Consider the following 23,398-nt stretch of genomic DNA (forward strand, 5'->3'; position numbering starts at 1 on the left):
AGCGAACCGTTTTTCAGGAGAAGTGCAATGAAACTCAAGACCCTCGTGACTGCCATCGCCCTCGGCTTCGGAGCCGCCGGCGCCTTCGCCCAGGCCCAGACCGGGCCGGTGCGCATCGGCTTCATCACCGACATGGCCAGCCTGTACGCGGACATCGACGGTCCCGCCGGCGCCGAGATGATCAAGATGGCGGTGCAGGATTTCGGCGGCAAGGTGCTGAACCGGCCGATCGAGGTGCTGACGGCCGACCACCAGAACAAGGCTGACGTCGCTGCCTCCAAGGCGCGCGAGTGGATCGACAGCCAGAACCTGGCCCTGCTGATCGGCGGCACCTCCTCCGGCACCAACCTGGCCATGGCCGGCGTGGCCAAGGAGAAGAAGCGTCCCTTCATCTCCATCGGCGCCGGCTCGGCCCGCCTGACCAACGAGGACTGCACGCCCTACACCATCCACTACGCCTACGACACCGTGGCGCTGGCCAAGGTCGGCGGCAATGCGCTGATCAAGAGCGGCGCCAAGAAGTGGTACTTCCTGACCGCCGACTACGCCTTCGGCCACTCGCTGGAAGCCGACGCGACCAAGGTCGTGAAGGAGAACGGCGGCACGGTGGTGGGCTCGGTCAAGCACCCGCTGAACGCCTCGGACTTCTCCTCCTTCCTGCTGCAGGCGCAGGGCTCCAAGGCCGACATCCTGGCCATGGCCAACGCCGGCGGCGACTTCGTCAACGCGATGAAGGCCGCCAAGGAATTCGGCATCACCAAGCAGATGAAGGTCGCCGGCCTGCTGGTGTTCCTGAACGACGTGCACGCCGTGGGCGTCCAGAACGCCGAAGGCCTGCAGGTCGCCGACAGCTGGTACTGGAACCAGGACGACGAGTCGCGCAAGTTCGCCAAGCGCTTCTTCGACAAGTTCAAGCGCATGCCTTCGAGCCTGCATGCCGCCGACTACTCGGCCGCCATGAACTACCTGAAGGCCGTGCAGGCCGCCGGCACCACCGAGACCGAGAAGGTGATGGGCCAGCTGAAGTCGATGAAGTACACCGACTTCTACCAGAAGAACGGCCACGTCCGCGGCGACGGCCGGATGATCCACGACATGTACCTGTTCCAGGTGAAGTCGGCCAAGGAGTCGACCACGCCGTGGGACTACTACAAGCTCGTGGCCAAGGTGCCGGGTGACCAGGCGTTCACCACGGTCGCCGAGTCCAAGTGCTCGCTGTTGAAGAAGTAAGAGAGACTCCCCTCTCCCCGCAAGGGGAGAGGGGCACCACTTCCCGCTCATGGAAATCTTCGGCATCCCCCACCAAGCCTTCCTCGGCCAGCTGATGCTCGGCCTCGTCAACGGCGCGTTCTATGCGATGTTGAGCCTGGGCCTGGCGGTGATCTTCGGCCTGCTGGACATCGTGAACTTCGCGCACGGCGCGCTGTACATGGTGGGCGCCTTCGCCGCCTGGATCATGCTGGACAGCTGGGGCGTGAACTACTGGCTCGCCCTCGTCCTCGCGCCCCTCACGGTGGGGGTGCTCGGCGCCATCATCGAGCGGCTGTTCCTCAAGCGCCTGTACGGGCTCGACCCGCTGTACGGGCTGCTGCTCACATTCGGCCTGTCGCTGATCCTGGAAGGCGCGTTCCGCCGCCAGTACGGCGTATCGGGCCAGTCGTATTCCGTGCCGAAACTGCTCTCCGGCGCCACGAACCTCGGCTTCATGGTGCTGCCCAACTACCGCGCCTGGGTGGTGGTGGCTTCGCTCACCGTCTGCCTGGCGACCTGGTACCTGATCGAACGCACCCGGCTGGGCGCCTACCTGCGCGCCGGCACCGAGAACGCGAAGCTGGTGCAGGCCTTCGGCGTCAACGTGCCGCTGATGGTGACGCTCACCTACGCTGGCGGCGCGGCGCTGGCCGGCCTGGCGGGCGTGCTGGCCGCCCCGGTGATCCAGGTGACACCCCTCATGGGCTCCAACCTGATCATCGTGGTGTTCGCCGTCGTCGTGATCGGCGGCATGGGTTCGATCCTGGGATCGGTGATCACCGGGCTGGTGCTCGGCGTCGTCGAGGGCTTCACCCGCGTGTTCTACCCCGAAGCCTCCAACGTGGTCGTGTTCGTCATCATGGCCATCGTCCTGATGCTGCGTCCCGCCGGCCTGTTCGGCAAGGAAGCCTGAAATGTCCACGCCTTCCACTTCCGTCGCCGCGCCCGAGTCCTTGGCGATGCCGCAGCCGACGGCCAAGGCAGCCGCGCCCATGGCGCCGCAAGGCACCGCGCTCGGCAAGGGCGTGCGCCTCACCTACCTGGCGCTGCTCGTGCTGGCCCTGGTGGCGCCGATGATCGGCCTGTACCCGGTGTTCGTGATGAAGCTCCTGTGCTTCGCGCTGTTCGCCTGCGCCTTCAACCTGCTGCTCGGATTCACCGGCCTGCTGTCCTTCGGTCATGCGGCCTTCTTCGGCTTCGCCGCCTACGTCACGGCCTGGCTGGTGAAGGTGCAGAACTGGACGCCGGAACTCGGCGTGCTGGCCGGCGTCGTGGTCGCCGCGCTGCTCGGGCTGGTGTTCGGGCTGGTGGCGATCCGCCGCCAGGGCATCTACTTCGCCATGATCACCCTGGCGCTGTCGCAGATGGTGTTCTTCTTCTGCCTGCAGGCGCCCTTCACGGGCGGCGAGGACGGCCTGCAGGGCGTGCTGCGCGGCAAGCTGTTCGGCGTGGTGCCGCTGATCAACGACACCCTCATGTACTACGTGGTGCTGGCGGTGTTCGTGGCCTGCTTCATGGGCATCCTGCGCATCGTCACCTCGCCTTTCGGCCAGGTGCTGAAGATGATCCGCGAGAACGAGCCGCGCGCCGTCTCGCTCGGCTACGAGGTCGATCGCTACAAGCTGCTCGCCTTCGTGTTGTCGGCTTCGCTGGCGGGGCTGGCCGGCTCGCTCAAGACGCTGGTGATGAAGTTCGCCACGCTGACCGACGTGCACTGGTCGATGTCCGGCGAGGTGATCCTCATGAGCCTGCTGGGCGGCGTGGGCACCTTCTTCGGCCCCGTGCTGGGCGCCGGCGTCGTCGTCGCGCTGCAGGACATGCTGGCCGACAAGGTGGGCGAGTGGGTCACCGTCATCATCGGCGCGATCTTCGTCGTCTGCGTGCTGGCGTTCCGCAAGGGCGTGGTGGGCGAGCTGATGGCCTGGCGGGATCGGCGCAAATCCAAGGGCTGAGGGAACCCGGACAACCGAACGCAAAGGGCGCAAAGGATTCGCAAAGAACGCGAAAGAAACCAGGAAGTCCTTCGAGTATTTCTTTCGCGGCTTTTGCGTAACCTTTGCGGCCTTCGCGTTCGGTTGTCGGTTGTCGGCTGTTCAGGTCTTCAGTTCCGCCCGATCGCCGTGCGCAGTTCGCTGAACGGCACCACCCGCCCGTGCAGGGGCAGGATGCGGTCCGGATTCCAGCCGAGCCGCTGCACGTTCTCGAACAGGTTCACGTTGTTGGCGTTCACCGGATTCGGCGGCGGCGCGTTCGGCGGCGCCGGCGTGTAGGCGTCCGCTTCGACCAGCAGGCGTTCGCGCGGCAGCCACGCCATCATGAAGCCCTGCGCGTGCACGCTGCCGTCGATGAAGTGCACTTCGACCGTGCGCGTGGCATCGCCGAAGGTGCGCGAGCCGTTCACGCCGGTCAGCGTCGCGCGACGGCCGGACTGCTGCAGCAGGTCGGGCCGGATCGCATTCGGCGTCGCGAAGACCCGTTCGTACCAGGGCCGCGCCTGCTCGCTCACCACCAGCGTTGCGCCGCTGGACGCCGCGGTGCGCAGGCCACCCGCGTGGTCGAAGTGGTGGTGCGAGTTCACGACGTAGCGGACCGGCTTGTTCGGCACGAGCCGCCGCGCCTCCGCCAGCACCGCCTGCGCGCGGCCATCGTAGAGCGGGCTCTCGATCAGCATCAGGTGGTCCGAGAATTCCACCAGCACGCTGTTGTGCGAGCCCCCGGCCAGGAACCAGACGCCCGGCACGACCTGCTGCGCATCCACCTTCTCGCTGAAGCCGGCGACGGGCGCCGGCACCGGCATGTCGAGCGCCGGATTGGCCTGCACCTCGGTGACCGTCAGGTCGTAGACCGGATGGCCGCCCTGGGTCTGCTGGATGCGGCTCGGGAATTTCACGCCACCCCAGTCGCGCCAGCCCGAGTAGACCGTGCTCACCTGCGTGTCGCCGGTGACCGGATTCGGCATCACCGAGTCGACCCGCTGCACCAGGCCATCGGCGCCGATGTAGGCCGTCGCGCGATAGCGCCCGGGTTCGTTGAAGGAGACGACGTTCAGGCCGCCCTCGGCGCGCACCGTCGCGTTATTGCGCATCGCCGCCTTGACCACGCCGTGCGGCGTGGTCCACAGGTCGTGGATGCGGGCATCGAGCGCCACCGGCGCCGGCTGCGGGTTCGTGCCCGCCATGTTCCAGGCCTGGTTGCCGCGGACCCAGGCGGAGACGCGCTGCTCGCCCGTGCCCATCAGCGGCAGCGCGCCGCCGCCGGTGGGCTCCGCGCGCGTGCGCACCGAGTCCTCGCGCATCGCCGCGTTGTCGTAGTCGATCCAGCGGGCGAAGCTGGGGATGTTGATGCGCGGCCACGCCTGCCCCGGCACGAAGGCCTGGCCGAAGGTGCCGCCGCTGCCGTTGGCGGCGAAGCGCAGCGTCTTCAACTGGCCGGCGCCCATCGCGGCGTCGGCCTGGCGCAGCACCGCCTGCGGATCGGCCACTGAGGTGGCGCAGCCCGCGACACCGAGGGCCGCGAGCGCGGCGAGGGAAATCAGGGCACGTCGTTGCATGTCATCTCCTTGCCAGCGTCCGTCGATGCGCGCGCGACGAGTGCGACGCGCTGGGATCGTTGTCATTCAGGTGATTGGTGGCGGCGCGCGCGTGCATTAGGCTGCGCCGACGGCAAAGGAGTTCCCGCATGAAAGAGCTGTTTTCCCTACAGGGGCGCGTGGCGCTCGTCACCGGCGGCTCGCGCGGCATCGGCCGCATGATCGCCACCGGCCTGCTGCACCACGGCGCCAAGGTCTACATCACGGCGCGCAAGGCCGCGGCCTGCGATGCCACGGCCGAGGAGCTGTCGCAGATCGGCCCCTGCCTCTCGCTGCCGGCCGACGTCTCCAGCGTCGAAGGCGCACGCGCGCTCGCGGCCCGGGTGATGGAACGCGAACCGGCGCTCGACATCCTCGTCAACAACGCCGGCGCCGCCTGGGGCGAAGCCTTCGACACCTTTCCCGAGAGCGGCTGGGACAAGGTCGTCGACCTCAACATGAAGGCGCCATTCTTCCTCACGCAGGCGCTGCACGCCCACCTGCGCAAGGCAGGCAGCGCCGGGCGGCCGGCGAAGGTGATCAACATCGCCTCCATCGACGGCATCTCCGTCAACCAGTGGGAGACCTACTCGTACACCGCCAGCAAGGCCGGGCTGATCCACCTGACCAAGCGCCTGGCGCTCCGCCTCGCGCCCGACCACATCGTGGTGAACGGCATCGCGCCGGGGCCCTTCGCCTCCGAGATGAACAAGCAGGCGCGCGACCATGGCGACGAGGTGGCGCAGCGCGTGCCGGCGGGGCGCATCGGGCAACCGGAGGACATGGCGGGAGCCGCAGTCTTCCTCGCGTCGCGGGCGGGGGACTACGTGGTGGGCGAGACGATCGTGGTGGATGGCGGGGTGACGTTCGCGCGGGGGAGTTGAGTTGGCGGGCGGGGTGCAGCCTTGTACGAGTCATCTCGGGACGCAGCGTGGCCCCTGCGCCGGACCAGGATGGGACAGTCCGTCTCTGCGACTGTCCCCCGGCGCGGATGGGACCCGCTGCCCTTGATGGCAGCGCGCCCGCGCCTCCTCCTTGATGTCGCCGAGCCGGACTGTCCCATCCTGGTCCTGTACCGCGCCGCAGTGGGAAGCCGGCCTCTCTCGACCGCCGCCTGGATTGCTGGCGGCGAGCTCGAACGAAGCCGCGACGCTCGATCACGCACGCCGCAGGATCAGCCCGGGACTGTCCGGCTCTGCGACATCAAGGAGGAGGCGCGGGCGGGGCCCCTGCACGGGTAACGGTACTCACCCGCGCCGGGGGACAGTCGCTGAGACGGACAGGCCCGGGCTGATCCGGCACGGGGGTAACGGAGCGCCCCCCTTCCCCCAAGCGATCTCCAGCGCCTGCGGCTTTACGCACTTCGTGCGTGCTCTGGGCCCCCGCCTGCGCGGGGGTGACGACGTTTGGTGCGGCGCCTCAGCGTTGCAACGCTACCACCCTGCAGCGCGCAAACGCCAAACGCCAAACGCCAAACGCCAAACGCCAAACGCTCAACGCTCAACGCTTCAGCGCGCCATCCCATCCAGCGTGTAGTTCTGCGGCCCCCGGCTTGCAATCTTGATCGCGCCGACCTTGTTGCCCAGTTGGGCGCAGCGGGTGAGCGTCCAGCCCTGCTCCAGGCCGTACAGCAGCGCGCCGCGCCAGGCATCGCCGCAGCCGGTCGGGTCGACGACGGCGGTCGGATGCTCCGGCGGCACCACGGTGACTTCGCCATCGACCCACACCTCGCAGCCGTCGCCGCCGAGCGTGACCACCAGGCCGCGCACGCGGCGCGAGATCTCGGCGCTGCTCCAGCCGGTGCGCTCGGAGAGCATCTTGCCCTCGTAGTCGTTCACCGTCACCCAGGTCGCCTGCTCGATGAAGTTGGCGAGTTCCCAACCGTCGAACATCGGCAGGCCCTGGCCCGGATCGAAGACGAAGGGGATGCCGGCCTGCTGGAACTGCTCGGCGTGCTGCAGCATCGCGTCGCGGCCGTCGGGCGAGATCATCCCCACCTTGATGTCCTGGCGCGCCTGCACCTTCATGTGATGGGCCTGCATCATCGCGCCGGGGTGGAAGGCGGTGATCTGGTTGTTGTCGCGGTCCGTCATGATCATCGCCTGCGCGGTGTAGGTGTCGTCCACGCGCAGCACGAACTCGGTGCTGATCCCCAGCTGGTCGAAACGCTGCAGGTAGTCGCCGCCGTCGCTGCCGATGGCGCCCAGCGGCAGCGGCTCGCCGCCCAGCAGCTTGAGCGCATAGGCGATGTTGCCCGCGCAGCCGCCGAAGTCGCGCCGCAGCGAGGGCACGAGGAAGGACACGTTCAGGATGTGCAGCTGGTCGGGCAGGATCTGCTCGGCGAACCGGCCTTCGAAATTCATGATGTTGTCGAAGGCGAGCGATCCGCAGATGACGGCGGCCATGATGGTCTTTCGGTGGGTTCAGGGATAGAAGGCGAGCAGGCGGTAGCCGGCCACGCGCGCGGAACCGGGGGTGTCGACGACCACGCCCACCGCGCCCGTCCACTCGGACGCCGCCGCGATGGACTCGCCCGGCGCGCCGAGCTCCGGCGGCATCAGCACGCGGCGGGCGATCGGCTGGTCCTGGGCGTCGGTGATGGTCAGCTCCATGGCGGGCACGGCAACCGGGACGCGCGCCGTGTTGCGCACGCTGAAGGCGAGGCGGTAGGTGTCGTTGCGCACGCGCGTGAAGCCCGAGCTCTCGATCACGATGGCTTCGATCTGGCGCGGGGCACCGAGCCGGCACTGCAGCAGCTCGCACATGCGCGCGAGCGCCGGCCGCAGTTCCGGCTGCGACAGCGCCAGCCGGTCGCGGTCCTGGTAGCCCACCTGCAGCGCCAGCAGCAAGGCCAGCACGACTCCGGACAGCACCAGCAGGCCGCGCACGCGCGGGCGGCGCCAGAACGCGCGGCGCCGCGCCTGCCGCACGAAGGACACGTCGTGCAGTTCCTGGGCGGCTCCCTCGTCGCGCGACTCGGGCCACTCCGTGTCCGCGGGCACCGGCGGCAGGATGGAGGCATCCTCGCGCTCCAGCAGGTCGGAGCGGCGAAAGACGAAAGGGCTGTCGAGGGGCGAGGGTTCCAGCGATTCGCTGTCGGGACCGAAGGAACTCTGCCCATGGGCCGGCGGGGTGGCCGCGGCCTCCCGGCGCAGGAGCGCTCCGAACGGCGCCGGCGCACGCGCCGGCATGCCGAGCTGCGCCGTGGCCGGCTCGCGCGAGGCGGCGAGTTCCGTCGCTTCGGTTTCGGGCTCGGCCGGAGGTTCAGGTGCGCGTTCGGGGAGAGGCTCCGCCCCGCGCTCGTGCTTCTGGTCCGGATCCGCCTCCGATTCGGGTTCCGCCTCGGACTCCGGTTCCGGCTCGGGTTCCGGTTCGGACTCCAGTCCGGGCACGTGCTCCTGCTCTGGTTCAAGCTCCGGTTCGGACTCCGCCTCCGGCTGCGAATCCGCCTCGGCCTCCCACCCCGCTTCGAACTCCTCTTCGGGCTCGTCCCGGCGCGCCGCCAGGAAATGGGGGAAATCCGGCGCCTCGGGCCGCCCGGCGGCCTCCGCGGAGCGCAGTTGCTCCAGCACCGATTCGTCGACCATGTGGGCGCCGGCGTCGAACACCTCGCTGCAATGGCCGCAGCGCACCCAGCCCTCGGAGATCTTCAGCTGGTCCGGCACGACGCGGAACATCGTCCCGCAGGCGGGGCAGCTGGTGATCAGGCTCATGAGCCCGCGATTGTAGAGAGGCCGGGAGCCTCCGAGCTACAGCTTCGCCGTCATGAGGATCCAGCCGTCCTCTTCGTCGCTGACTTCGAGCTGGCAGTACGGCGCGTAGGCCTCCTTCAGCTCTCCGGCCTGGCGCGCCAGGATGCCGGCCAGCACCAGCGCGCCCCCCGGTGCCACGTGCGCGGTGAGCAGGGGGGCCAGCACCTTCAGCGGCGTGGCGAGGATGTTGGCCAGCACCGTGTCGTAGCGGCCGTGCGCCCGGTCCGGAAGTCCGGCCGTGAGCTGCACGCCGTTCGCTTCGGCATTGGCTTGCGTCGAGCGCACCGCGGCCTCGTCGATGTCGACCGCATCGACGCTGGCGGCGCCATGCTTGGCGGCGCCGATGGCGAGAATGCCCGAGCCGCAGCCGTAATCGAGCACGCGCCCGCCTTGCGGGGGATGCGCGGCGATCCAGCGCAGGCACATGCGCGTGGTCGGGTGCGTGCCGGTGCCGAAGGCCAGGCCCGGATCGAGCCGGATCACCTGCTGCGCACCCGCCGGCGGCTCGTGCCAGCTCGGCACGATCCAGAAGGCCGGCGTGATCTGCACCGGCTCGAACTGCGATTGCGTCAGGCGCACCCAGTCCTGCTCCGGCACCGCCTGCAGGCCGACGATCCTGCAGTCGGCGAAGAAGTCCTGCGGCGCGAGCAGCTGCGCCGCCTCGCCGGCCTGGGCTTCTTCGTGGAACAGCGCGATCACCAGCGAGCGCTGCCAGCCCTCCTTGGGCGGCGGCATGCCGGGTTCGCCGAACAGGGCCTGCTCCGCGGACGTCTGCGCGTCCGCGTCCTCCACCGAGACGCTCAGGGCATCGAGCGCCTCGAGGGCATCGCCGACGGCCTCGACGCGCTCTTCGGGGCAGAGCAGGCGCAGTTCGAACATCAGCGTTTGTGCTGCGACAGCCACTCTTCCAGGTAGTGGATGTTGGTGCCGCCCGCCATGAACTTGGCGTCGACCAGCAGCTCGCGGTGCAGCGGGACGTTGGTCTTGATGCCTTCCACCACCATCTCGCCCAGCGCGCTGCGCATGCGCGCCAGCGCCATCTCGCGCGTGTCGGCGTGGACGATGATCTTGCCGATCATCGAGTCGTAGTTGGAGGGCACGAAATAGTTGTTGTACACGTGCGAGTCCACGCGCACACCCGGTCCGCCGGGCGGGTGCCACAGCGTGATGCGCCCCGGCGAGGGCATGAAGTTGTACGGGTCCTCGGCGTTCACGCGGCACTCGATGGCATGGCCGCGCAGCACGATGTCGCCCTGCTTGAAGGGCAGCTTCTCGCCCGCGGCCACCAGGATCTGCGTCTTGACGATGTCGATGCCGGTGATCAGCTCCGTCACCGGGTGCTCCACCTGCACCCGCGTGTTCATCTCGATGAAATAGAACTCGCCGTCCTCGTACAGGAATTCGAAGGTGCCGGCGCCGCGGTAGCCGATCTTCTTGCAGGCGGCGGCGCAGCGCTCGCCGATCTTCTCGATCAGCTTGCGCGGGATGCCGGGGGCCGGCGCTTCCTCCAGCACCTTCTGGTGGCGCCGCTGCATCGAGCAGTCGCGCTCGCCGAGGTAGACGGCGTTCTTGTGCTTGTCGGCCATCACCTGGATCTCGACGTGGCGCGGGTTCTGGAGGTACTTCTCCATGTACACCGCGCCGTTGCCGAATGCGGCCAGGGCCTCGGCCTTCGTCATCTGCACCGCGTTCACCAGCGCCGCCTCGGTGTGCACGACGCGCATGCCGCGGCCACCGCCGCCGCCGGCCGCCTTGATGATCACGGGATAGCCGATCGTCTTGGCCATGCGGCGGACTTCCGCCGGGTTGTCCGGCAGTTCGCCTTCGGAGCCGGGCACGCAGGGCACGCCCGCCTTGATCATGGCCTGCTTGGCCGACACCTTGTCGCCCATGAGGCGGATCGACTCCGGCGTCGGCCCGATGAACTGGAAGCCGCTCTTCTCCACCCGCTCGGCGAAGTCCGCGTTCTCGGACAGGAAGCCGTAGCCCGGGTGGATCGCCTCGGCATCCGTCACTTCGGCCGCCGAGATGATGGCCGGCATGTTGAGGTAGCTCAGGTTCGAGGGCGCCGGGCCGATGCACACCGCCTCTTCGGCCAGCTTCACGTACTTGGCTTCGCGGTCGGCCTCGGAGTAGACCATCACGGCCTTGACGCCCAGTTCGCGGCAGGCCCGCTGGATGCGAAGCGCGATTTCCCCGCGGTTCGCAACAAGGATCTTTTTGAACATTTCTTATTCGATCACGAACAGCGACTGGCCATATTCGACCGCCTGCCCGTTCTCGCACAGGATCTCGATGATGGTCCCGGACTTGTCGGCCTCGATCTCGTTGAGGATCTTCATGGCCTCGATGATGCAGACCGTGTCGCCTTCCTTGACCTGGCTGCCCACTTCCACGAAGGACTTCGCGCCCGGAGAAGAGGCGCGGTAGAAGGTGCCCACCATCGGGGACTTGACGATGTGTCCCTTGGGCGCTTCGGGCGCCGCCGCTACGGGCGCCGCAGCCGGGGCGAGCGCGGGTGCCGCTGCGGCGACGTTCGCCTGCATCGGCATCTGCATCTGCTGCGAGCCCTGCACCATCGCCGGGCCTCCCTTGACGATGCGGACCTTGCCCTCGGCCTCCGTGATCTCCAGTTCGGAAACGTTCGATTCCGACACCAGGTCGATCAGCGTCTTGAGTTTGCGCAAGTCCATGGGGAGGTCTCCTGCCTCGTTGTGAGAGAGGCGAATTTACAGCAAAACTCGCCTACTTCTTTCTTTTGGCAGCAACTGACTGCATTTAGTTTGATGCAGCCCTCAAGCCGTCATGCCCGCCCAAGCGGGAATCCGGGGTTTGCGCGTTGGACGCGGCGGGCGCGTCCCCCGGTCCCCGCCGACGCGGGGACGACATTCCGTCTCAGGCCAAGCCGGACCAGGCCTGCAGGTCGGCTTCCGAGAGGCGGCCTATTCTACGCTGGCGCACCTTGCCATCCTTGTCGAACAGCACGGAAAAGGGCAGGCCCCCGGCCGCATCCCCCAGCGCCTTGGTGAGTTCGGTGCCCCCGAAGCCGGCCAGGGCGATCGGGTAGCTGACCGCCGTCTTGTCCAGGAACTTGCGCACCGAGGACGGCTGGTCGATCGCCAAACCGACCAGTTGCCAGCCTTTTGCGCTGTTTTGCTTGTAGAAGGCGTCGAGCTGCGGCATTTCCTCGATGCATGGCGCGCACCAGGTGGCCCAGAAGTTCAGGATCAGCGGCTTGCCCTTGAACGACGCCATGGCGAGCTTCGTGCCTTGCGGGGTCTCGTATTCCTGCGCCCAGAACTGCTGCGCGCCCGCCTGGTCGGCATCGGCGGCTGCATGGTCGGTGCCCGGGGCGGTGCCGGTGCCGGACGCCGGCGTCGCGACCGGCCCCGACTGCCTGCTGCGCATCCACGCATAGCCCGCCCCGGCCAGGGCCGCTGCGACGCCCACCCCGACGAACAGCGCACCGCGCCGCGTGGCCGGCGCCGCGCCGGTGTTCCTTGCATCATCCATGTTCAGACTCCTCCACCAATGCGCGCACGGCCGCCAGGTCCCCGCGCGGCGTGCGCCCTTTCGAATCCGGTCTCAGCGCCCCGCGCAGGTCGTCGTGGTCGTAGACCAGCAGGTGCACCCCGACGGACTCGCCCAGCTCGCGGCTCATGCTGCTGATACTGAGCGCCTCCACCGATTCTCCATGGAAGCCGGTCACCGTGCGCGGGGTGTAGTCAACCTGGTGCTCGATCAGCGCGATTTCCGCCGACTTGGGGTCGTCGCAGAACAGCTGCAGGTAGATGTCGGACAGGCGGGTGGCGGTGCCGTGCCAGACCGCTCCACCCAGGTAGGGGCGGAATTCCGCCAGCCGCTCCATCCAGGTGAGGGCCAGGCGGCGCAGCGCGGCCAGCTCCCCGGGCTGGGTATCGCCGCAGAAGACGGCGATGTATTCGCGCACGGCATCTTCCAGTGCGTCGTTGTCCGGCAGGGCCGTGCGCGCGTTCAGTCCCAGCACCTTCACGGCGCGGCGCTTGGCCGGCCCGTACTCCAGGCCCTCCTCCACCACCAGCCGCGCGGCGGCGGCGGCGATCTCCGACTGCAGGGTGTCCATCGGGTCCATTCTGCATGGACGCCGCGCCGCCTGCACCGTACAGTGGCCGCGCCGCCTCAGGCGCAGGAGACCGGGCATGCAGAGCACGATGATGGCGACGCCCCTGTCGCTCAACCACCTGCTGGAACGTGCGGGCCAGCTGTTCCACCGCAACCAGATCGTCTCGCGGCTGCCGGACAAGTCCCTGGTGCGGCACAGCTACGGCGCGTTCCACCGGCGCACACGCGCGCTGGCGTCGGCACTGCAGCAGCTCGGGCTGAAGAAGGGCGACCGCGTCGCCACCCTGTGCTGGAACCACCATGCCCACCTGGAGTGCTACTTCGGCGTGCCGGCGGCGGGCGGCGTGCTGCACACCCTGAACCTGCGCCTGTCGCCGGACGAGATCGGCTGGATCGCAGGCGACGCGCAGGACCGCTTCCTCGTGGTCGACGACGTGCTGCTGCCCCTGTACCGGCAGTTCGCCGGCCTGCACCGATTCGAGAAAGTGATCGTCTTTCCCTTCTCGGGCGCGGACGTGGCGCCCGAATTCGAGAACTACGAGAAGCTGCTGGCGGGCGCCGACCCGGAGCGCTTCACCTATGCGGAGCACGGCGAGGACGACCCGGTGGCCATGTGCTACACCTCGGGCACCACGGGGCGGCCGAAGGGGGTGGCGTATTCGCACCGCTCCACGATCCTGCACACGCTGGTCGCCAGCCTGGGCGACTTCTGGGGCCTGCGCGGCACGGACGTCGTGCTGCCCGTCACGCCCATGTTCCACGCCAACAGCTGGGGCATGCCCTATGGCGCCGTGATGATGGGCGTGAAACTGGTCTTCCCCGGCCCGCACCTGCATCCGGACGACATCCTCGACCTGATGCAGCTGGAGCCGCCGACCTTGTCGCTCGGCGTGCCGACCATCTGGCTGTCGCTGATCCAGGCCTACGACGCGGCGCAGAAGCCCGATTCGCCGAACCACGGCCGCTGGAAACTCCCGCGCGGCATGCGTTCGCTGGTGGGCGGCGCGGCCGTGCCCGAAGCGCTGATCCGCGCCTTCGACCAGCATGGCATCTGGATCGAGCAGGGCTGGGGCATGACCGAGACCTCGCCGGTCTGCACCATCTCCTACCCGCGCGCGGAGCTGCAGGGCGCCAGCGACGACGAGAAGTACCGGCGCGCCGCGATGGCCGGCGTGCCGGTGCCGCTGGTGGACCTGCGCGTGGTGGGCGATGCGGGCCTGCAGCCCTGGGACGGCAAGAGCGTGGGCGAGATCCAGGTGCGCGGCCCCTTCATCACCGGCAGCTACCACCAGGTGCCGCGCGAGCCGGGCAAGTTCACCGACGACGGCTGGCTGCGCACCGGCGACGTGGCGAGCGTGGACGAACTCGGTTTCGTGCGCATCACCGACCGCACCAAGGACCTGATCAAGTCGGGCGGCGAGTGGATCAGCTCGGTGGACCTGGAGAACGCGCTGATGGCGCACCCCGCCGTCGCCGAAGCCGCCGTGATCGCCATCCCGCACGAGAAATGGGGCGAGCGCCCCCTGGCCTGCGTGGTGCTGAAGAAAGGCGCCGACACGCATCCCGGCGACCTGAACGCGCACCTGCAGCAGCGCAGCTTCGCCAAGTGGCAGCTCCCCGAACGCTACGAATTCATCGAAGCCGTCCCGCGCACGTCGACCGGCAAGTTCTGGAAGCTGAAGCTGCGGCAGATGTTCCCTGAATAGGCGCTGCGCGAGATCGGGAAAAGGAACGCAGAAGCCGCAAAAGCGACGCAAAAGCCGCGAAAAACTTCATCGGTATTTTTTGCGGCTTCTGCGTGACTTTTGCGGCTTCTGCGTTCGGCTGTCCGGTTTTGGAGCCGCCGTTACGGCCGACTTACACCCCGCCGCGATAATCGCCGCCCATGCATATCCATATCCTCGGCATCTGCGGCACCTTCATGGGCGGGCTGGCGGCCCTGGCCCGCGAGGCCGGACACAAGGTGACCGGTTGCGACGCGGGTGTCTACCCGCCCATGAGCGACCAGCTGCGCGCCCTCGGCATCGACCTGATCGAAGGCTTCGGCACCGAGCAGCTCGCACTGAAGCCGGACATGTGGGTCGTCGGCAACGTCGTCTCGCGCGCCCGCACCGCGGACGGCACGCCCCGCTACCCCTTGATGGAAGCCATCCTGGACCAGGGCCTGCCCTACACCAGCGGGCCGCAGTGGCTGGCGGAACACGTGCTGCAGGGCCGCCACGTGCTGGCGGTCGCCGGCACCCACGGCAAGACGACCACCACCTCGATGCTGGCCTGGATCCTGGAACACGCCGGCCTGCAACCGGGCTTCCTGGTCGGCGGCGTGCCCCTGAATTTCGGCGTCTCGGCGCGCCTGGGCAACCTGGCCCGGCCGAACACCGCCTTCGTGATCGAGGCCGACGAATACGACACGGCGTTCTTCGACAAGCGCAGCAAGTTCGTCCACTACCGCCCGCGCACGGCGATCCTGAACAACCTGGAATACGACCACGCCGACATCTTCGACGACCTCGCGGCCATCGAACGGCAGTTCCACCACCTGGTGCGCACCATCCCGTCGACCGGGCGCGTCGTCGTCAACGGCCTGGAGGAAAGCCTGCAGCGCGTGCTGCACCAGGGTTGCTGGAGCGAGCTGCGCAGCTTCGGCGCCGCCGTCAGCGACTACCGCGCCGAGGGCGAGCCGACCCGCTTCGACGTGCTGGAACAGGGCCACCGGGTGGCCCAGGTGCACTGGGACGTGGCCGGGGTGCACAACCAGCTCAATGCACTGGCGGCGATCGCCGCCGCGCAGCACGTGGGCGTCACGCCGGCCGTCTCGGCCACGGCGCTGCGCGAATTCCGCAACGTCAAGCGGCGCATGGAAGTGCGCGGCATCGCCGACGGCGTCACGGTGTACGACGACTTCGCGCACCACCCCACGGCGATCCGCACCACCATCGACGGCCTGCGCCGCCAGGTCGGCACGCAGCGCATCCTGGCGGTGTTCGAGCCGCGCAGCAACACGATGAAGCTGGGATCGATGAAGGCGCAGCTGCCCTGGAGCCTGGAACAGGCGGACCTGTCCTTCTGCCACGCCGGCGGCCTCGGCTGGGATCCGGCCGACGCCCTGCAGCCGATGGGCGACAAGGCGCGCATCGCGCAGACCATCGCCGAACTGGCCGACCAGGTCATGGCGGCGGCGCGGCCGGGCGACCACATCCTCTGCATGAGCAATGGCGGCTTCGGCGGCATCCACGCGATGCTGCTGGAGCGGCTGGCGCAGGCCGCCTGAGGCGGCCTGCGTCTAGTGCCGCGTGAGCGGCAGCGGCGCCGTCAGGTCCAGCTGCGGCCGCGGCACCAGCTCGGAATGCCGCGGGGTGGTGTCCAGCACCGACTCGAACAGGCTCTGCTTGGAAGGCGCCGGATCGCGGACGGCGGCGGCCAGGTTGGCGGCGGCGCTGGCGCGGCGCGGATTCGAGGTGATGGAGCCGACCACGTACAGGGCGGACAGGTAGCGCGCCAGCGGCACGTCGGCCAGGCCGGTGGCCTGCTGCAGCGCGTCGAACGTCATTCCGGGCTGGGCGACCAGCTCGCGCATCAGCAGCAGGTGCGCATCGCGCAACTGGCGCTGCGCCAGGCGCGGCGGCCGGCGGAAGAACAGCGGCTTGCTGCGGTAGTGCGGCGGCAGCAGGTCGCGCTGGCTGCGCTGCGCGTACTGCCACATCAGCTGCGACACGCTGGCCCGCGGCCAGTTCACGGGGATCATGACGGCACCGTGGTCGCGCACGCACCACGTCACGTCATCGAAATCACCTGGCGCGACCGAGGGGTCGACCACGGCCCCCAGCTTGATGTCGACCACCGCCACCAGGTCACCCCCCCGCAGCACCTCCCAGGAGCCGGCGCCCAGCGTGGGCTGGTTGTCGGCGATGCTGGAAGCCAGGCAGAACTGCGCCAGCATCGTCTGCATGAAGCCCGCGAACTGGTGCAGAACCTGCACCGAGGCGCCATGGTCCTCCAGCGCGAAGCTCACCGCCGGCTTGAAGTCCGGCGCGAGCGGCAGCGAAAAGGCCACGGGCCGGTCGACGTCGGACAGTGCGATCTGCACGGAACGGCCGGACGGCACGGCGGGCTGCACCCGCAGGTGCTTGTTGGGCATGAACAGCGTGCGGCGCCCGTCCAGCCACCACGCGTCGGCGTCCGCGAAGGACGCGAGTTCCCAGGTGGCGCGCGGCGTCGCCGCCGCCTTCGCCGCTTCCGCCGCCAGCTTCTGTTGCGCGTCGCTGAAACCCGCCAGGCCCAGACGCAGGGCAGGCACCTCGATGGTCATTCGTTCCTCCTCGCCCAGGGATGGGGCCGAGTCGAAACAAATGTAGCGGCACAGTTACAACATGTAAATCAGACGGACGGTCGATTCCGTCGCCGATTCACGGATTCCGCGAGAACATCGAGCACTTCGTTCGACTCGCTCCAGCCGATGCAGGCGTCGGTAATGCTTTTCCCGTAAGCCAGGGCCTTGGGGTCGTCCTTGCCGGGCGTGAACTTCTGTGCCCCGCCGGTCAGATGGCTTTCCACCATCAGGCCGAAGATGCTGCGCGAGCCACCCGCCACCTGGCCGGCGATGTCCCGCGCGACCTCGATCTGGCGCTCGTGCTGCTTGCTGCTGTTGGCATGGCTGCAGTCCACCATCAGCACCGGGCGCAACTTGGACGCCTCCAGCTCGCGGCAGGCGCTGGCGACGCTGTCGGCATCGTAGTTCGGCGCCTTGCCGCCCCGCAGGATCACGTGGCAGTCGCGGTTGCCGTTGGTCTGCACGATCGCCACCTGGCCGTTCTTGTGCACCGACAGGAAGTGGTGCCCGCGGGCGGCGGCCTGGATCGCGTCGGTGGCGATCTTGATGTTGCCGTCGGTGCCGTTCTTGAACCCGATCGGCGCGGACAGGCCGGAGGCGAGCTCGCGGTGCACCTGGCTTTCGGTGGTGCGCGCGCCGATCGCCCCCCAGGAGATCAGGTCGCCGATGTACTGCGGCGAGATCACGTCCAGGAACTCGCTGCCGGCGGGCACGCCCTGGCGGTTGATGTCGATGAGGAGCTGGCGCGCGATGCGCAGGCCTTCGTCGATGCGGAAGCTCTCGTCCAGGTACGGGTCGTTGATCAGGCCCTTCCAGCCCACGGTGGTGCGCGGCTTCTCGAAGTACACGCGCATCACGATCTCCAGCGTGTCGCGGTACTTGTCGCGCGCTTCCTTCAGCTTGCGCGCGTAGTCGAGGGCCGCATTCGGGTCGTGGATCGAGCAGGGGCCGATCACCACCAGCAGCCGGTCGTCCTGCCCCGCCATGATGTTGTGGATCGCGCGCCGCGTGCCGCTCACCAGGGTCTCCACCGCGGTCCCGCGGATCGGGAAGAAGCGGATCAGGTGTTCGGGAGGGGGCAGCACCGTGATGTCCTTGATGCGCTGGTCGTCGGTCTGGCTGGTGCGGTCGACGGGGTGCGCTTGCCAGGCATCGGCGGCGGCGGCTTTGGGCGGATTCATGACGGCTGTTCTCGCTGGTGGTGTCGGTTCTTGCGGGCCCAAGAAAAAACCGCCGGGGGTGCCGGCGGTTTTTCGAGGTTCTTTGCGTTTGTCGCGGGTACGCTCAGATCTCTCTTCCGCCGGGGGCGCTGGAGAACCAGAAGTAGCCAAAAAAGAAGGCGCGAACGGGACGCATGCGTGCAATTTAACACAGGCCCCGGGGGCCCTGTCCAGCACGATCGTCGGGACGTTGCGCGCCAGCCGCAGGTTCGCCCAGGGCCCTCAGCGGCGCAGCTTCTGCCACCACTGCAGCACTTTCGCGACCTGCGGCGCCTGCAGTTCGCCCAGGGCGGAGTGCTGTTCGTCCGGGTCGTCGCGCAGCAGCCACTGCTCGTAGACGTCGACCAGCAGCATGCCCTCGCCCAGCGTGCGCCAGGCGGCGAGTTCGAACTCGGCGGCGGTCACGCCCAGTTCGTCGTCCCAGGGGGCCGCATGCACCAGCCACTGGCCGATCAGGACGCGCAGGTTGTTCAGCGTCTGCAGGTAGGCGGCGTATTCGTAGAGGCCGCGCCAGGTCGTGTCGAGGTTCACCACGAACGCCCGGTGCGCGCGCAGCACCGTGAGCATGTCCATCAGCAGCGGGCTCACGTGGTCGCGGTGGCGGCTCACGCGCAGGCCCGCGACCACGCCCTCCGCCTGCGCCGCGAGCTGGCCCAGGTTCTCGGAGAAGATGCGGCTGTCCTCGTCGGCGATCGCCCCGCGCAGGAGGTGGCTCAGCCCGTCGAAGGTGTCGATGCCCGGCAGGTCGGAGAACGGGTCGGTCGACAGGCGCTGGGTGGTGGACGGCGGAAAGCTCGACATGGCGGGACCGGAGTATCGCCATGATCCATGCTTACGGTCGAGTAGGGAAGTCCCTTCTGTCCAGGTCAGGCCGTACCGCCGACGGTGAGCCCGTCGATCCGCAGGGTTGGCTGGCCCACGCCGACCGGCACGCTCTGGCCTTCCTTGCCGCAGGTGCCCACGCCGGTGTCCAGGCGCATGTCGTTGCCGATCATGCTGACGCGCGTCAGCGCGTCCGGGCCGTTGCCGACGATGGTCGCGCCCTTGACCGGATAGAGGATCTTGCCGTTCTCGACCCAATAGGCCTCGCTGGCGGAAAAGACGAACTTGCCGGACGTGATGTCGACCTGGCCGCCGCCGAAGTTGCTGGCATACAGGCCCTTGTCGATGCTGGCCACGATCTCCTGCGGGTCCATGTCGCCACCGAGCATGTAGGTGTTGGTCATGCGCGGCATCGGGATGTGGGCATAGCTCTCGCGGCGGCCGTTGCCGGTGGGCGCCACGCCCATCAGGCGGGCATTGAGCGAGTCCTGGATGTAGCCGCGCAGGATGCCGTCCTCGATCAGGACGTTGCGCTGGCTGGGGTTGCCCTCGTCGTCGACGTTCAGCGAGCCGCGGCGATCGGCGATGGTGCCGTCATCGAGCACGGTCACGCCCTTGGCCGCGACGCGCTGGCCCACGCGGCCCGAGAAGGCGCTCGAGCCCTTGCGGTTGAAGTCGCCCTCCAGGCCATGGCCCACCGCTTCGTGCAGCAGGATGCCGGGCCAGCCCGGGCCCAGCACCACCGTCATGTGGCCGGCGGGTGCGGGGCGCGATTCGAGGTTGGTGAGCGCGGCGCGCACCGCGTCATTGACATAGGACTGCAGGCGCTCGTCGTCGAAATAAGCCAGGCCGAAGCGGCCGCCACCGCCACCGGTGCCCATCTCGCGCCGGCCGTTCTGTTCGGCGATCACGGTGACCGACATGCGCACCAGCGGCCGCACGTCGGCGGCCAGCGTGCCGTCGGCCCGGGCCACGAGCACCACGTCGTATTCGCTGGCCAGCCCCGCCATCACCTGCGCGATGCGCGGATCCCGTGCCCGCGCCATCTGCTCCACGCGCTCCAGCAGCTTGACCTTGGCGGCGCTATCGAGCGTGGAGATCGGGTCCAGCCCCTGGTACAGCGAGCGGCTGCCGGCCACCTGCGGCGAGGGGATCTGCACGATCGCGCCATCGCCGGCCGCGCCGATCGAGCGCACGACCCGCGCGGCATCGAGCAGCGAAGTCTCGGAGATGTCGTCGGAATAGGCGAAGGCGGTCTTCTCGCGGCTGACGGCACGCACACCGACACCCTGGTCGATGCTGAAGCTGCCGGTCTTGACGATGCCCTCTTCCAGGCTCCAGCCTTCGCTGCGCGTGTACTGGAAGTACAGGTCGGCATCGTCGACGCGGTGCGCGCGGATCTCCGCCAGCGCCCGCGAGAGGTGGCTTTCGTCGAGGCCGAAGGGTTCGAGCAGCAGCGCCCGGGCGATGGCCAGGCGCTCGATGGTGGGTTCGCGGGAGATCATCGGACCATTGTAGGGTCCGGTCTCCCGTAGAGACGCAGCAGCGCCGCGTCGTCGAGTTCGGCATCGCCGGCAGCCACTGCGCGGTTGAAGGCTTCGTGCGCGACCGGGCCGAGGCTGGCGTCGAAGCCGGCGGCGCGGGCCGCCTGCAGCGCCAGGCCCGTGTCCTTCTGCAGCAGGGTGACGTGGGCACGGGGCGCGTAGTCGCCGGCGATCGCCCGGCGCATGCGGTCCGAGGCGATCCAGCTCTGGCCGCTGGACTGCTCGATGACGTCCAGCGTGCGCGCCAGGTCCAGGCCGAGCCGCTGCGCCAGCCCCAGGGCTTCGGCCGCGCCGGCGAGGTTGATCCCGGCCAGCAGGTTGTTGACGAGCTTGGTGCGCGCGCCGTCCCCGAGGCGGGTGCCGACGCGGAACACCTTGCCGCTCAAGGCGTCCAGCAGCGCCCGGTGGGCCTCGTAGACCGCATCGGCACAGGCCACCATCAGGCTCATGCTGCCGTCGCGGGCACGGGCCGGTCCGCCGGACATCGGCGCGTCGATGGGGCACAGGCCTCGCTCGGCCAGGCCTGCGGCGAGGTCCTCGACATCCTGCGGCGCGATGGTGGGGCACAGCAGGACGGCGGCCGCGGGCGCCAGCGCCGCCGCGGCGCCATCGGGGCCGAACAGCACCTCGCGGGCCTGCGCGGCATCGACCACGGACACGATCAGCGCCTCGGCGCCCTCGGCCGCATCGCGCGGGCGGGCGGCGGCGCGTGCGCCCTGCCCCACGAGCACCTGCACCTTCGCCTGCACCAGATCGCAGGCCTGCACCTGCCAGCCGCAGCCCAGCAGCCGGGCGGCCATGGCGCCGCCCATGTTGCCCACGCCGACGATGCCGACGGTGCCTGCCACCGGCTTCTCAGCTCTGGACCAGGCGTTTGGACTTGGAGATCGACATCAGGATCCCCAGCCCCAGCCCCAGCGTCACCATGGCCGTGCCGCCATAGCTGATGAAGGGCAGCGGCACCCCCACCACCGGCAGGATGCCGCTGACCATGCCCATGTTCACGAAGGCATAGGTGAAGAAGATCATGGTGATCGCCCCGGCCAGCAGCCGCGCGAACAGCGTCGGCGCCTCCAGCGCGATGGCCAGCCCGCGCAGCACGAGGAACAGGAAGCTGGCGATCAGGAACAGGTTGCCCGCCAGGCCGAACTCCTCCGAGTAGGCGGCGAAGATGAAGTCGGTGGTGCGCTCCGGGATGAACTCCAGGTGCGTCTGCGTGCCCTGCATGAAGCCCTTGCCGAACACGCCGCCCGAGCCGATCGCGATCATCCCCTGGATGATGTGGAAGCCCTTGCCCAGGGGATCCTTGGTCGGGTCCAGCAGGGTGCAGATGCGCTGCTGCTGGTAGTCGTGCAGCACCGGCCAGCGGAAGCCCTCGGCGCACAGCATCGGCTCGAACATCACGATCAGCACCACGGCGACGATGCCCAGCACCACCGGCGGGATGATGAGCTTCCAGGACAGGCCGGCGAAGAAGATCACCGCCATGCCTGCGGCCATCACCAGCACGGCCGTGCCGAGGTCCGGCTGCTTCATGATCAGCCCCACCGGCAGGGCGAGCAGCAGGCCGGCCACCACGTAGTCGAACGCGCGCAGCTGGCCTTCGCGCTTCTGGAACCACCAGGCCAGCATCAGCGGCGCGGCGATCTTGAGGATCTCGGAAGGCTGGATGACCACGCCGATGTTGATCCAGCGCCGGGCGCCCTTCTTCGTGATGCCGAACACGGCGACGGCGACCAGCAGGGCCACGCCGAGCACGTACAGCGGCACCGCGAAGCTCATCAGCCGCTGGGGCGGCACCTGCGCCACCACGAACATCAGCACGCCGGCCAGCACCATGTTGCGGCCGTGGTCGTAGAAGCGCGCGCCGTGGTCGTAGCCGGAGCTGTACATCGTCAGCATCCCGGCGCACGCCAGCAGGAAGACGGCAAACGCCAGCGGACCGTCGAACCCCTGCAGCATGGGGGAGACGCGCCGGCGCAGCGAGGGTTGGTCGAAGACTGCAGCCATCGCCGGATTATCCGGGAGCGGCAGGCGCGGCAGGCGGGTTCCGGGAAGGGATCCTCCAATCCTCCAAATGGCCTGTTCCCGGCCACGGTCCCGCTGCTACCATGGGAACGAACCGAAGGCGCGCACCATGAACATCCTTGTCGTCGACGACCACCCCCTGTACCGCAGCGGCGTCGTCCATACCCTGCAGAACACGGGCATGGAAGTCGACGTGGTCGAATGCGCTTCGCTCGAAACGGCGTTCCAGCGCCTGGACGCCGGCCTGGCCGTCGACCTGATGATCCTGGACCTGCAGATGCCCGGCTACCAGGGAACGGATTCGGTGCGCAACGTGCGCACCAGGCGGCCCGAGCTGCCCGTACTGGTGCTCTCCGGCAATGAAGACCCGTCCATCGTGCGTGCCTGCATCGACCTGGGCGCCTGCGGCTTCGTGCCCAAGTCCGCGCCCAGCGACGAATTCACCGCGGCGCTGTCCCTGGTGCTTTCCGGCGGCGTCTACCTGCCGCCCACCAGCCTGAGCGTGGGCACGCCCGCCTCGCGCGCGCAGCAGGACGCCTGGGCCCGCCTGGGCGCGCACCTCACCGAGCGCCAGCGCCAGGTGCTGCTGGGCATCGTGCAGGGCAAGCCGAACAAGGTGATCGCCCGCGACCTCGGCCTGTCCGATACCACGGTCAAGTCGCACGTGGCGCACATCCTCGATGCGCTGGTGGTCTCCAATCGCACCGAGGCGGTGTACGCGCTGGCGCGCGCCGGCCTCACGATGCGCGACCTGGAAACGGCGCCCGCCCGGGCGCACTGAT

The 23,398-nt window shown here is 68.8% G+C and carries 21 protein-coding genes; 7 read left to right on the forward strand and 14 right to left on the reverse strand.

Features of this window, described 5'->3' with window-relative positions:
- Positions 1 to 27: 27 nt before the first annotated feature.
- The 3 genes from JI746_RS01100 (at position 28) to JI746_RS01110 (ending at position 3,203) form a co-directional block, all read left to right on the forward strand.
- Positions 28 to 1,230 (forward strand): ABC transporter substrate-binding protein, encoded by a 1,203-nt coding sequence (locus tag JI746_RS01100; protein WP_201686934.1) that lies wholly within the window; start codon positions 28 to 30, stop codon positions 1,228 to 1,230.
- 49 nt (positions 1,231 to 1,279) lie between these two features.
- Positions 1,280 to 2,164: a branched-chain amino acid ABC transporter permease gene (locus tag JI746_RS01105; protein ID WP_201686935.1), complete on the forward strand. Its 885-nt coding sequence runs from the start codon at positions 1,280 to 1,282 to the stop codon at positions 2,162 to 2,164.
- Between the two features lie 79 nt (positions 2,165 to 2,243).
- Positions 2,244 to 3,203, forward strand: coding sequence for a branched-chain amino acid ABC transporter permease (locus tag JI746_RS01110; RefSeq protein WP_236599510.1), 960 nt, complete (start codon positions 2,244 to 2,246; stop codon positions 3,201 to 3,203).
- A gap of 149 nt (positions 3,204 to 3,352) precedes the next feature.
- Here JI746_RS01110 and JI746_RS01115 read toward each other — a convergent pair whose 3' ends face one another.
- Positions 3,353 to 4,801, reverse strand: coding sequence for an MBL fold metallo-hydrolase (locus JI746_RS01115; RefSeq protein WP_201686937.1), 1,449 nt, complete (start codon positions 4,799 to 4,801; stop codon positions 3,353 to 3,355).
- Positions 4,802 to 4,929: 128 nt separating this feature from the next.
- Here JI746_RS01115 and JI746_RS01120 point away from each other — a divergent pair, with 128 nt between their 5' ends.
- Positions 4,930 to 5,703: an SDR family oxidoreductase gene (locus JI746_RS01120; protein ID WP_201686938.1), complete on the forward strand. Its 774-nt coding sequence runs from the start codon at positions 4,930 to 4,932 to the stop codon at positions 5,701 to 5,703.
- Positions 5,704 to 6,327: 624 nt separating this feature from the next.
- Here the strand turns inward: JI746_RS01120 and JI746_RS01125 are convergent.
- The 7 genes from JI746_RS01125 to JI746_RS01155 form a co-directional block, all read right to left on the reverse strand.
- Entirely contained in the window at positions 6,328 to 7,224 is an 897-nt protein-coding gene (locus JI746_RS01125; protein WP_201686939.1) for a carbohydrate kinase family protein, read from the reverse strand.
- Between the two features lie 18 nt (positions 7,225 to 7,242).
- Positions 7,243 to 8,532, reverse strand: a complete 1,290-nt coding sequence (locus JI746_RS01130) for a DUF3426 domain-containing protein (protein WP_201687276.1) — start codon at positions 8,530 to 8,532, stop codon at positions 7,243 to 7,245.
- 36 nt (positions 8,533 to 8,568) lie between these two features.
- Positions 8,569 to 9,450 (reverse strand): 50S ribosomal protein L11 methyltransferase, encoded by an 882-nt coding sequence (gene prmA, locus JI746_RS01135; protein WP_201686940.1) that lies wholly within the window; start codon positions 9,448 to 9,450, stop codon positions 8,569 to 8,571.
- The gene (accC, locus tag JI746_RS01140; protein ID WP_201686941.1) at positions 9,450 to 10,799 is read right to left on the reverse strand and encodes an acetyl-CoA carboxylase biotin carboxylase subunit; all 1,350 of its coding nucleotides are present in this window, start codon (positions 10,797 to 10,799) and stop codon (positions 9,450 to 9,452) included. The genes prmA and accC overlap by 1 nt, the downstream gene beginning before the upstream one ends.
- Before the next feature lie 3 nt (positions 10,800 to 10,802).
- Positions 10,803 to 11,264, reverse strand: coding sequence for an acetyl-CoA carboxylase biotin carboxyl carrier protein (gene accB / locus JI746_RS01145; RefSeq protein ID WP_201686942.1), 462 nt, complete (start codon positions 11,262 to 11,264; stop codon positions 10,803 to 10,805).
- A 202-nt stretch (positions 11,265 to 11,466) separates the two neighbouring features.
- On the reverse strand, positions 11,467 to 12,084 hold the full coding sequence (locus JI746_RS01150; protein ID WP_201686943.1) for a TlpA family protein disulfide reductase: 618 nt from the start codon (positions 12,082 to 12,084) through the stop codon (positions 11,467 to 11,469).
- Positions 12,077 to 12,673, reverse strand: coding sequence for a hypothetical protein (locus JI746_RS01155; RefSeq protein WP_201686944.1), 597 nt, complete (start codon positions 12,671 to 12,673; stop codon positions 12,077 to 12,079). The genes JI746_RS01150 and JI746_RS01155 overlap by 8 nt, the downstream gene beginning before the upstream one ends.
- 76 nt (positions 12,674 to 12,749) lie before the next feature.
- On the opposite strand from JI746_RS01155, the gene JI746_RS01160 reads away from it, so the two are divergent.
- Together JI746_RS01160 and mpl are read left to right on the forward strand one after the other, a co-directional pair.
- A complete protein-coding gene (locus tag JI746_RS01160) occupies positions 12,750 to 14,378 on the forward strand; it encodes a long-chain fatty acid--CoA ligase (protein WP_201686945.1) in 1,629 nt (542 codons plus the stop codon).
- A gap of 179 nt (positions 14,379 to 14,557) precedes the next feature.
- Positions 14,558 to 15,943, forward strand: coding sequence for a UDP-N-acetylmuramate:L-alanyl-gamma-D-glutamyl-meso-diaminopimelate ligase (gene mpl / locus JI746_RS01165; protein ID WP_201686946.1), 1,386 nt, complete (start codon positions 14,558 to 14,560; stop codon positions 15,941 to 15,943).
- Between the two features lie 12 nt (positions 15,944 to 15,955).
- Here mpl and JI746_RS01170 read toward each other — a convergent pair whose 3' ends face one another.
- From JI746_RS01170 to rodA, 6 genes are all read right to left on the reverse strand, one after another.
- Positions 15,956 to 16,981 carry a hypothetical protein gene (locus JI746_RS01170; RefSeq protein WP_201686947.1) on the reverse strand — a complete coding sequence of 342 codons (1,026 nt, stop codon included), beginning with the start codon at positions 16,979 to 16,981 and terminating at the stop codon, positions 15,956 to 15,958.
- A gap of 68 nt (positions 16,982 to 17,049) precedes the next feature.
- Entirely contained in the window at positions 17,050 to 18,183 is a 1,134-nt protein-coding gene (locus tag JI746_RS01175; protein WP_201686948.1) for a 3-deoxy-7-phosphoheptulonate synthase, read from the reverse strand.
- Between the two features lie 261 nt (positions 18,184 to 18,444).
- Positions 18,445 to 19,023 carry a hypothetical protein gene (locus JI746_RS01180; protein WP_201686949.1) on the reverse strand — a complete coding sequence of 193 codons (579 nt, stop codon included), beginning with the start codon at positions 19,021 to 19,023 and terminating at the stop codon, positions 18,445 to 18,447.
- Positions 19,024 to 19,088: 65 nt separating this feature from the next.
- A complete protein-coding gene (gene tldD / locus JI746_RS01185) occupies positions 19,089 to 20,549 on the reverse strand; it encodes a metalloprotease TldD (protein WP_201686950.1) in 1,461 nt (486 codons plus the stop codon).
- Positions 20,546 to 21,436: an NAD(P)-dependent oxidoreductase gene (locus JI746_RS28140; RefSeq protein ID WP_330892798.1), complete on the reverse strand. Its 891-nt coding sequence runs from the start codon at positions 21,434 to 21,436 to the stop codon at positions 20,546 to 20,548. Before JI746_RS28140 ends, tldD begins: the two co-directional genes overlap by 4 nt.
- 7 nt (positions 21,437 to 21,443) lie before the next feature.
- The gene (gene rodA / locus JI746_RS01195; protein ID WP_201686951.1) at positions 21,444 to 22,598 is read right to left on the reverse strand and encodes a rod shape-determining protein RodA; all 1,155 of its coding nucleotides are present in this window, start codon (positions 22,596 to 22,598) and stop codon (positions 21,444 to 21,446) included.
- Between the two features lie 127 nt (positions 22,599 to 22,725).
- Between rodA and JI746_RS01200 the strand changes: the two genes are divergently transcribed.
- A complete protein-coding gene (locus tag JI746_RS01200) occupies positions 22,726 to 23,397 on the forward strand; it encodes a response regulator (RefSeq protein ID WP_201686952.1) in 672 nt (223 codons plus the stop codon).
- Position 23,398 lies beyond the last annotated feature (1 nt).

The sequence above is a fragment of the Ramlibacter alkalitolerans genome, assembly GCF_016722765.1.
Classification (GTDB): Bacteria; Pseudomonadota; Gammaproteobacteria; order Burkholderiales; family Burkholderiaceae_C; genus Ramlibacter; species Ramlibacter alkalitolerans.

Coding starts and splice junctions, on each gene's coding strand:
- JI746_RS01100 (WP_201686934.1), top strand. CDS start 28: ATGAAACTCAAGACCCTCGTGACTGCCATCGCCCTCGGCTTCGGAGCC.
- JI746_RS01105 (WP_201686935.1), top strand. CDS start 1,280: ATGGAAATCTTCGGCATCCCCCACCAAGCCTTCCTCGGCCAGCTGATG.
- JI746_RS01110 (WP_236599510.1), top strand. CDS start 2,244: ATGGCGCCGCAAGGCACCGCGCTCGGCAAGGGCGTGCGCCTCACCTAC.
- JI746_RS01115 (WP_201686937.1), bottom strand. CDS start 4,801: ATGCAACGACGTGCCCTGATTTCCCTCGCCGCGCTCGCGGCCCTCGGT.
- JI746_RS01120 (WP_201686938.1), top strand. CDS start 4,930: ATGAAAGAGCTGTTTTCCCTACAGGGGCGCGTGGCGCTCGTCACCGGC.
- JI746_RS01125 (WP_201686939.1), bottom strand. CDS start 7,224: ATGGCCGCCGTCATCTGCGGATCGCTCGCCTTCGACAACATCATGAAT.
- JI746_RS01130 (WP_201687276.1), bottom strand. CDS start 8,532: ATGAGCCTGATCACCAGCTGCCCCGCCTGCGGGACGATGTTCCGCGTC.
- prmA (WP_201686940.1), bottom strand. CDS start 9,450: ATGTTCGAACTGCGCCTGCTCTGCCCCGAAGAGCGCGTCGAGGCCGTC.
- accC (WP_201686941.1), bottom strand. CDS start 10,799: ATGTTCAAAAAGATCCTTGTTGCGAACCGCGGGGAAATCGCGCTTCGC.
- accB (WP_201686942.1), bottom strand. CDS start 11,264: ATGGACTTGCGCAAACTCAAGACGCTGATCGACCTGGTGTCGGAATCG.
- JI746_RS01150 (WP_201686943.1), bottom strand. CDS start 12,084: ATGGATGATGCAAGGAACACCGGCGCGGCGCCGGCCACGCGGCGCGGT.
- JI746_RS01155 (WP_201686944.1), bottom strand. CDS start 12,673: ATGGACACCCTGCAGTCGGAGATCGCCGCCGCCGCCGCGCGGCTGGTG.
- JI746_RS01160 (WP_201686945.1), top strand. CDS start 12,750: ATGCAGAGCACGATGATGGCGACGCCCCTGTCGCTCAACCACCTGCTG.
- mpl (WP_201686946.1), top strand. CDS start 14,558: ATGCATATCCATATCCTCGGCATCTGCGGCACCTTCATGGGCGGGCTG.
- JI746_RS01170 (WP_201686947.1), bottom strand. CDS start 16,981: ATGACCATCGAGGTGCCTGCCCTGCGTCTGGGCCTGGCGGGTTTCAGC.
- JI746_RS01175 (WP_201686948.1), bottom strand. CDS start 18,183: ATGAATCCGCCCAAAGCCGCCGCCGCCGATGCCTGGCAAGCGCACCCC.
- JI746_RS01180 (WP_201686949.1), bottom strand. CDS start 19,023: ATGTCGAGCTTTCCGCCGTCCACCACCCAGCGCCTGTCGACCGACCCG.
- tldD (WP_201686950.1), bottom strand. CDS start 20,549: ATGATCTCCCGCGAACCCACCATCGAGCGCCTGGCCATCGCCCGGGCG.
- rodA (WP_201686951.1), bottom strand. CDS start 22,598: ATGGCTGCAGTCTTCGACCAACCCTCGCTGCGCCGGCGCGTCTCCCCC.
- JI746_RS01200 (WP_201686952.1), top strand. CDS start 22,726: ATGAACATCCTTGTCGTCGACGACCACCCCCTGTACCGCAGCGGCGTC.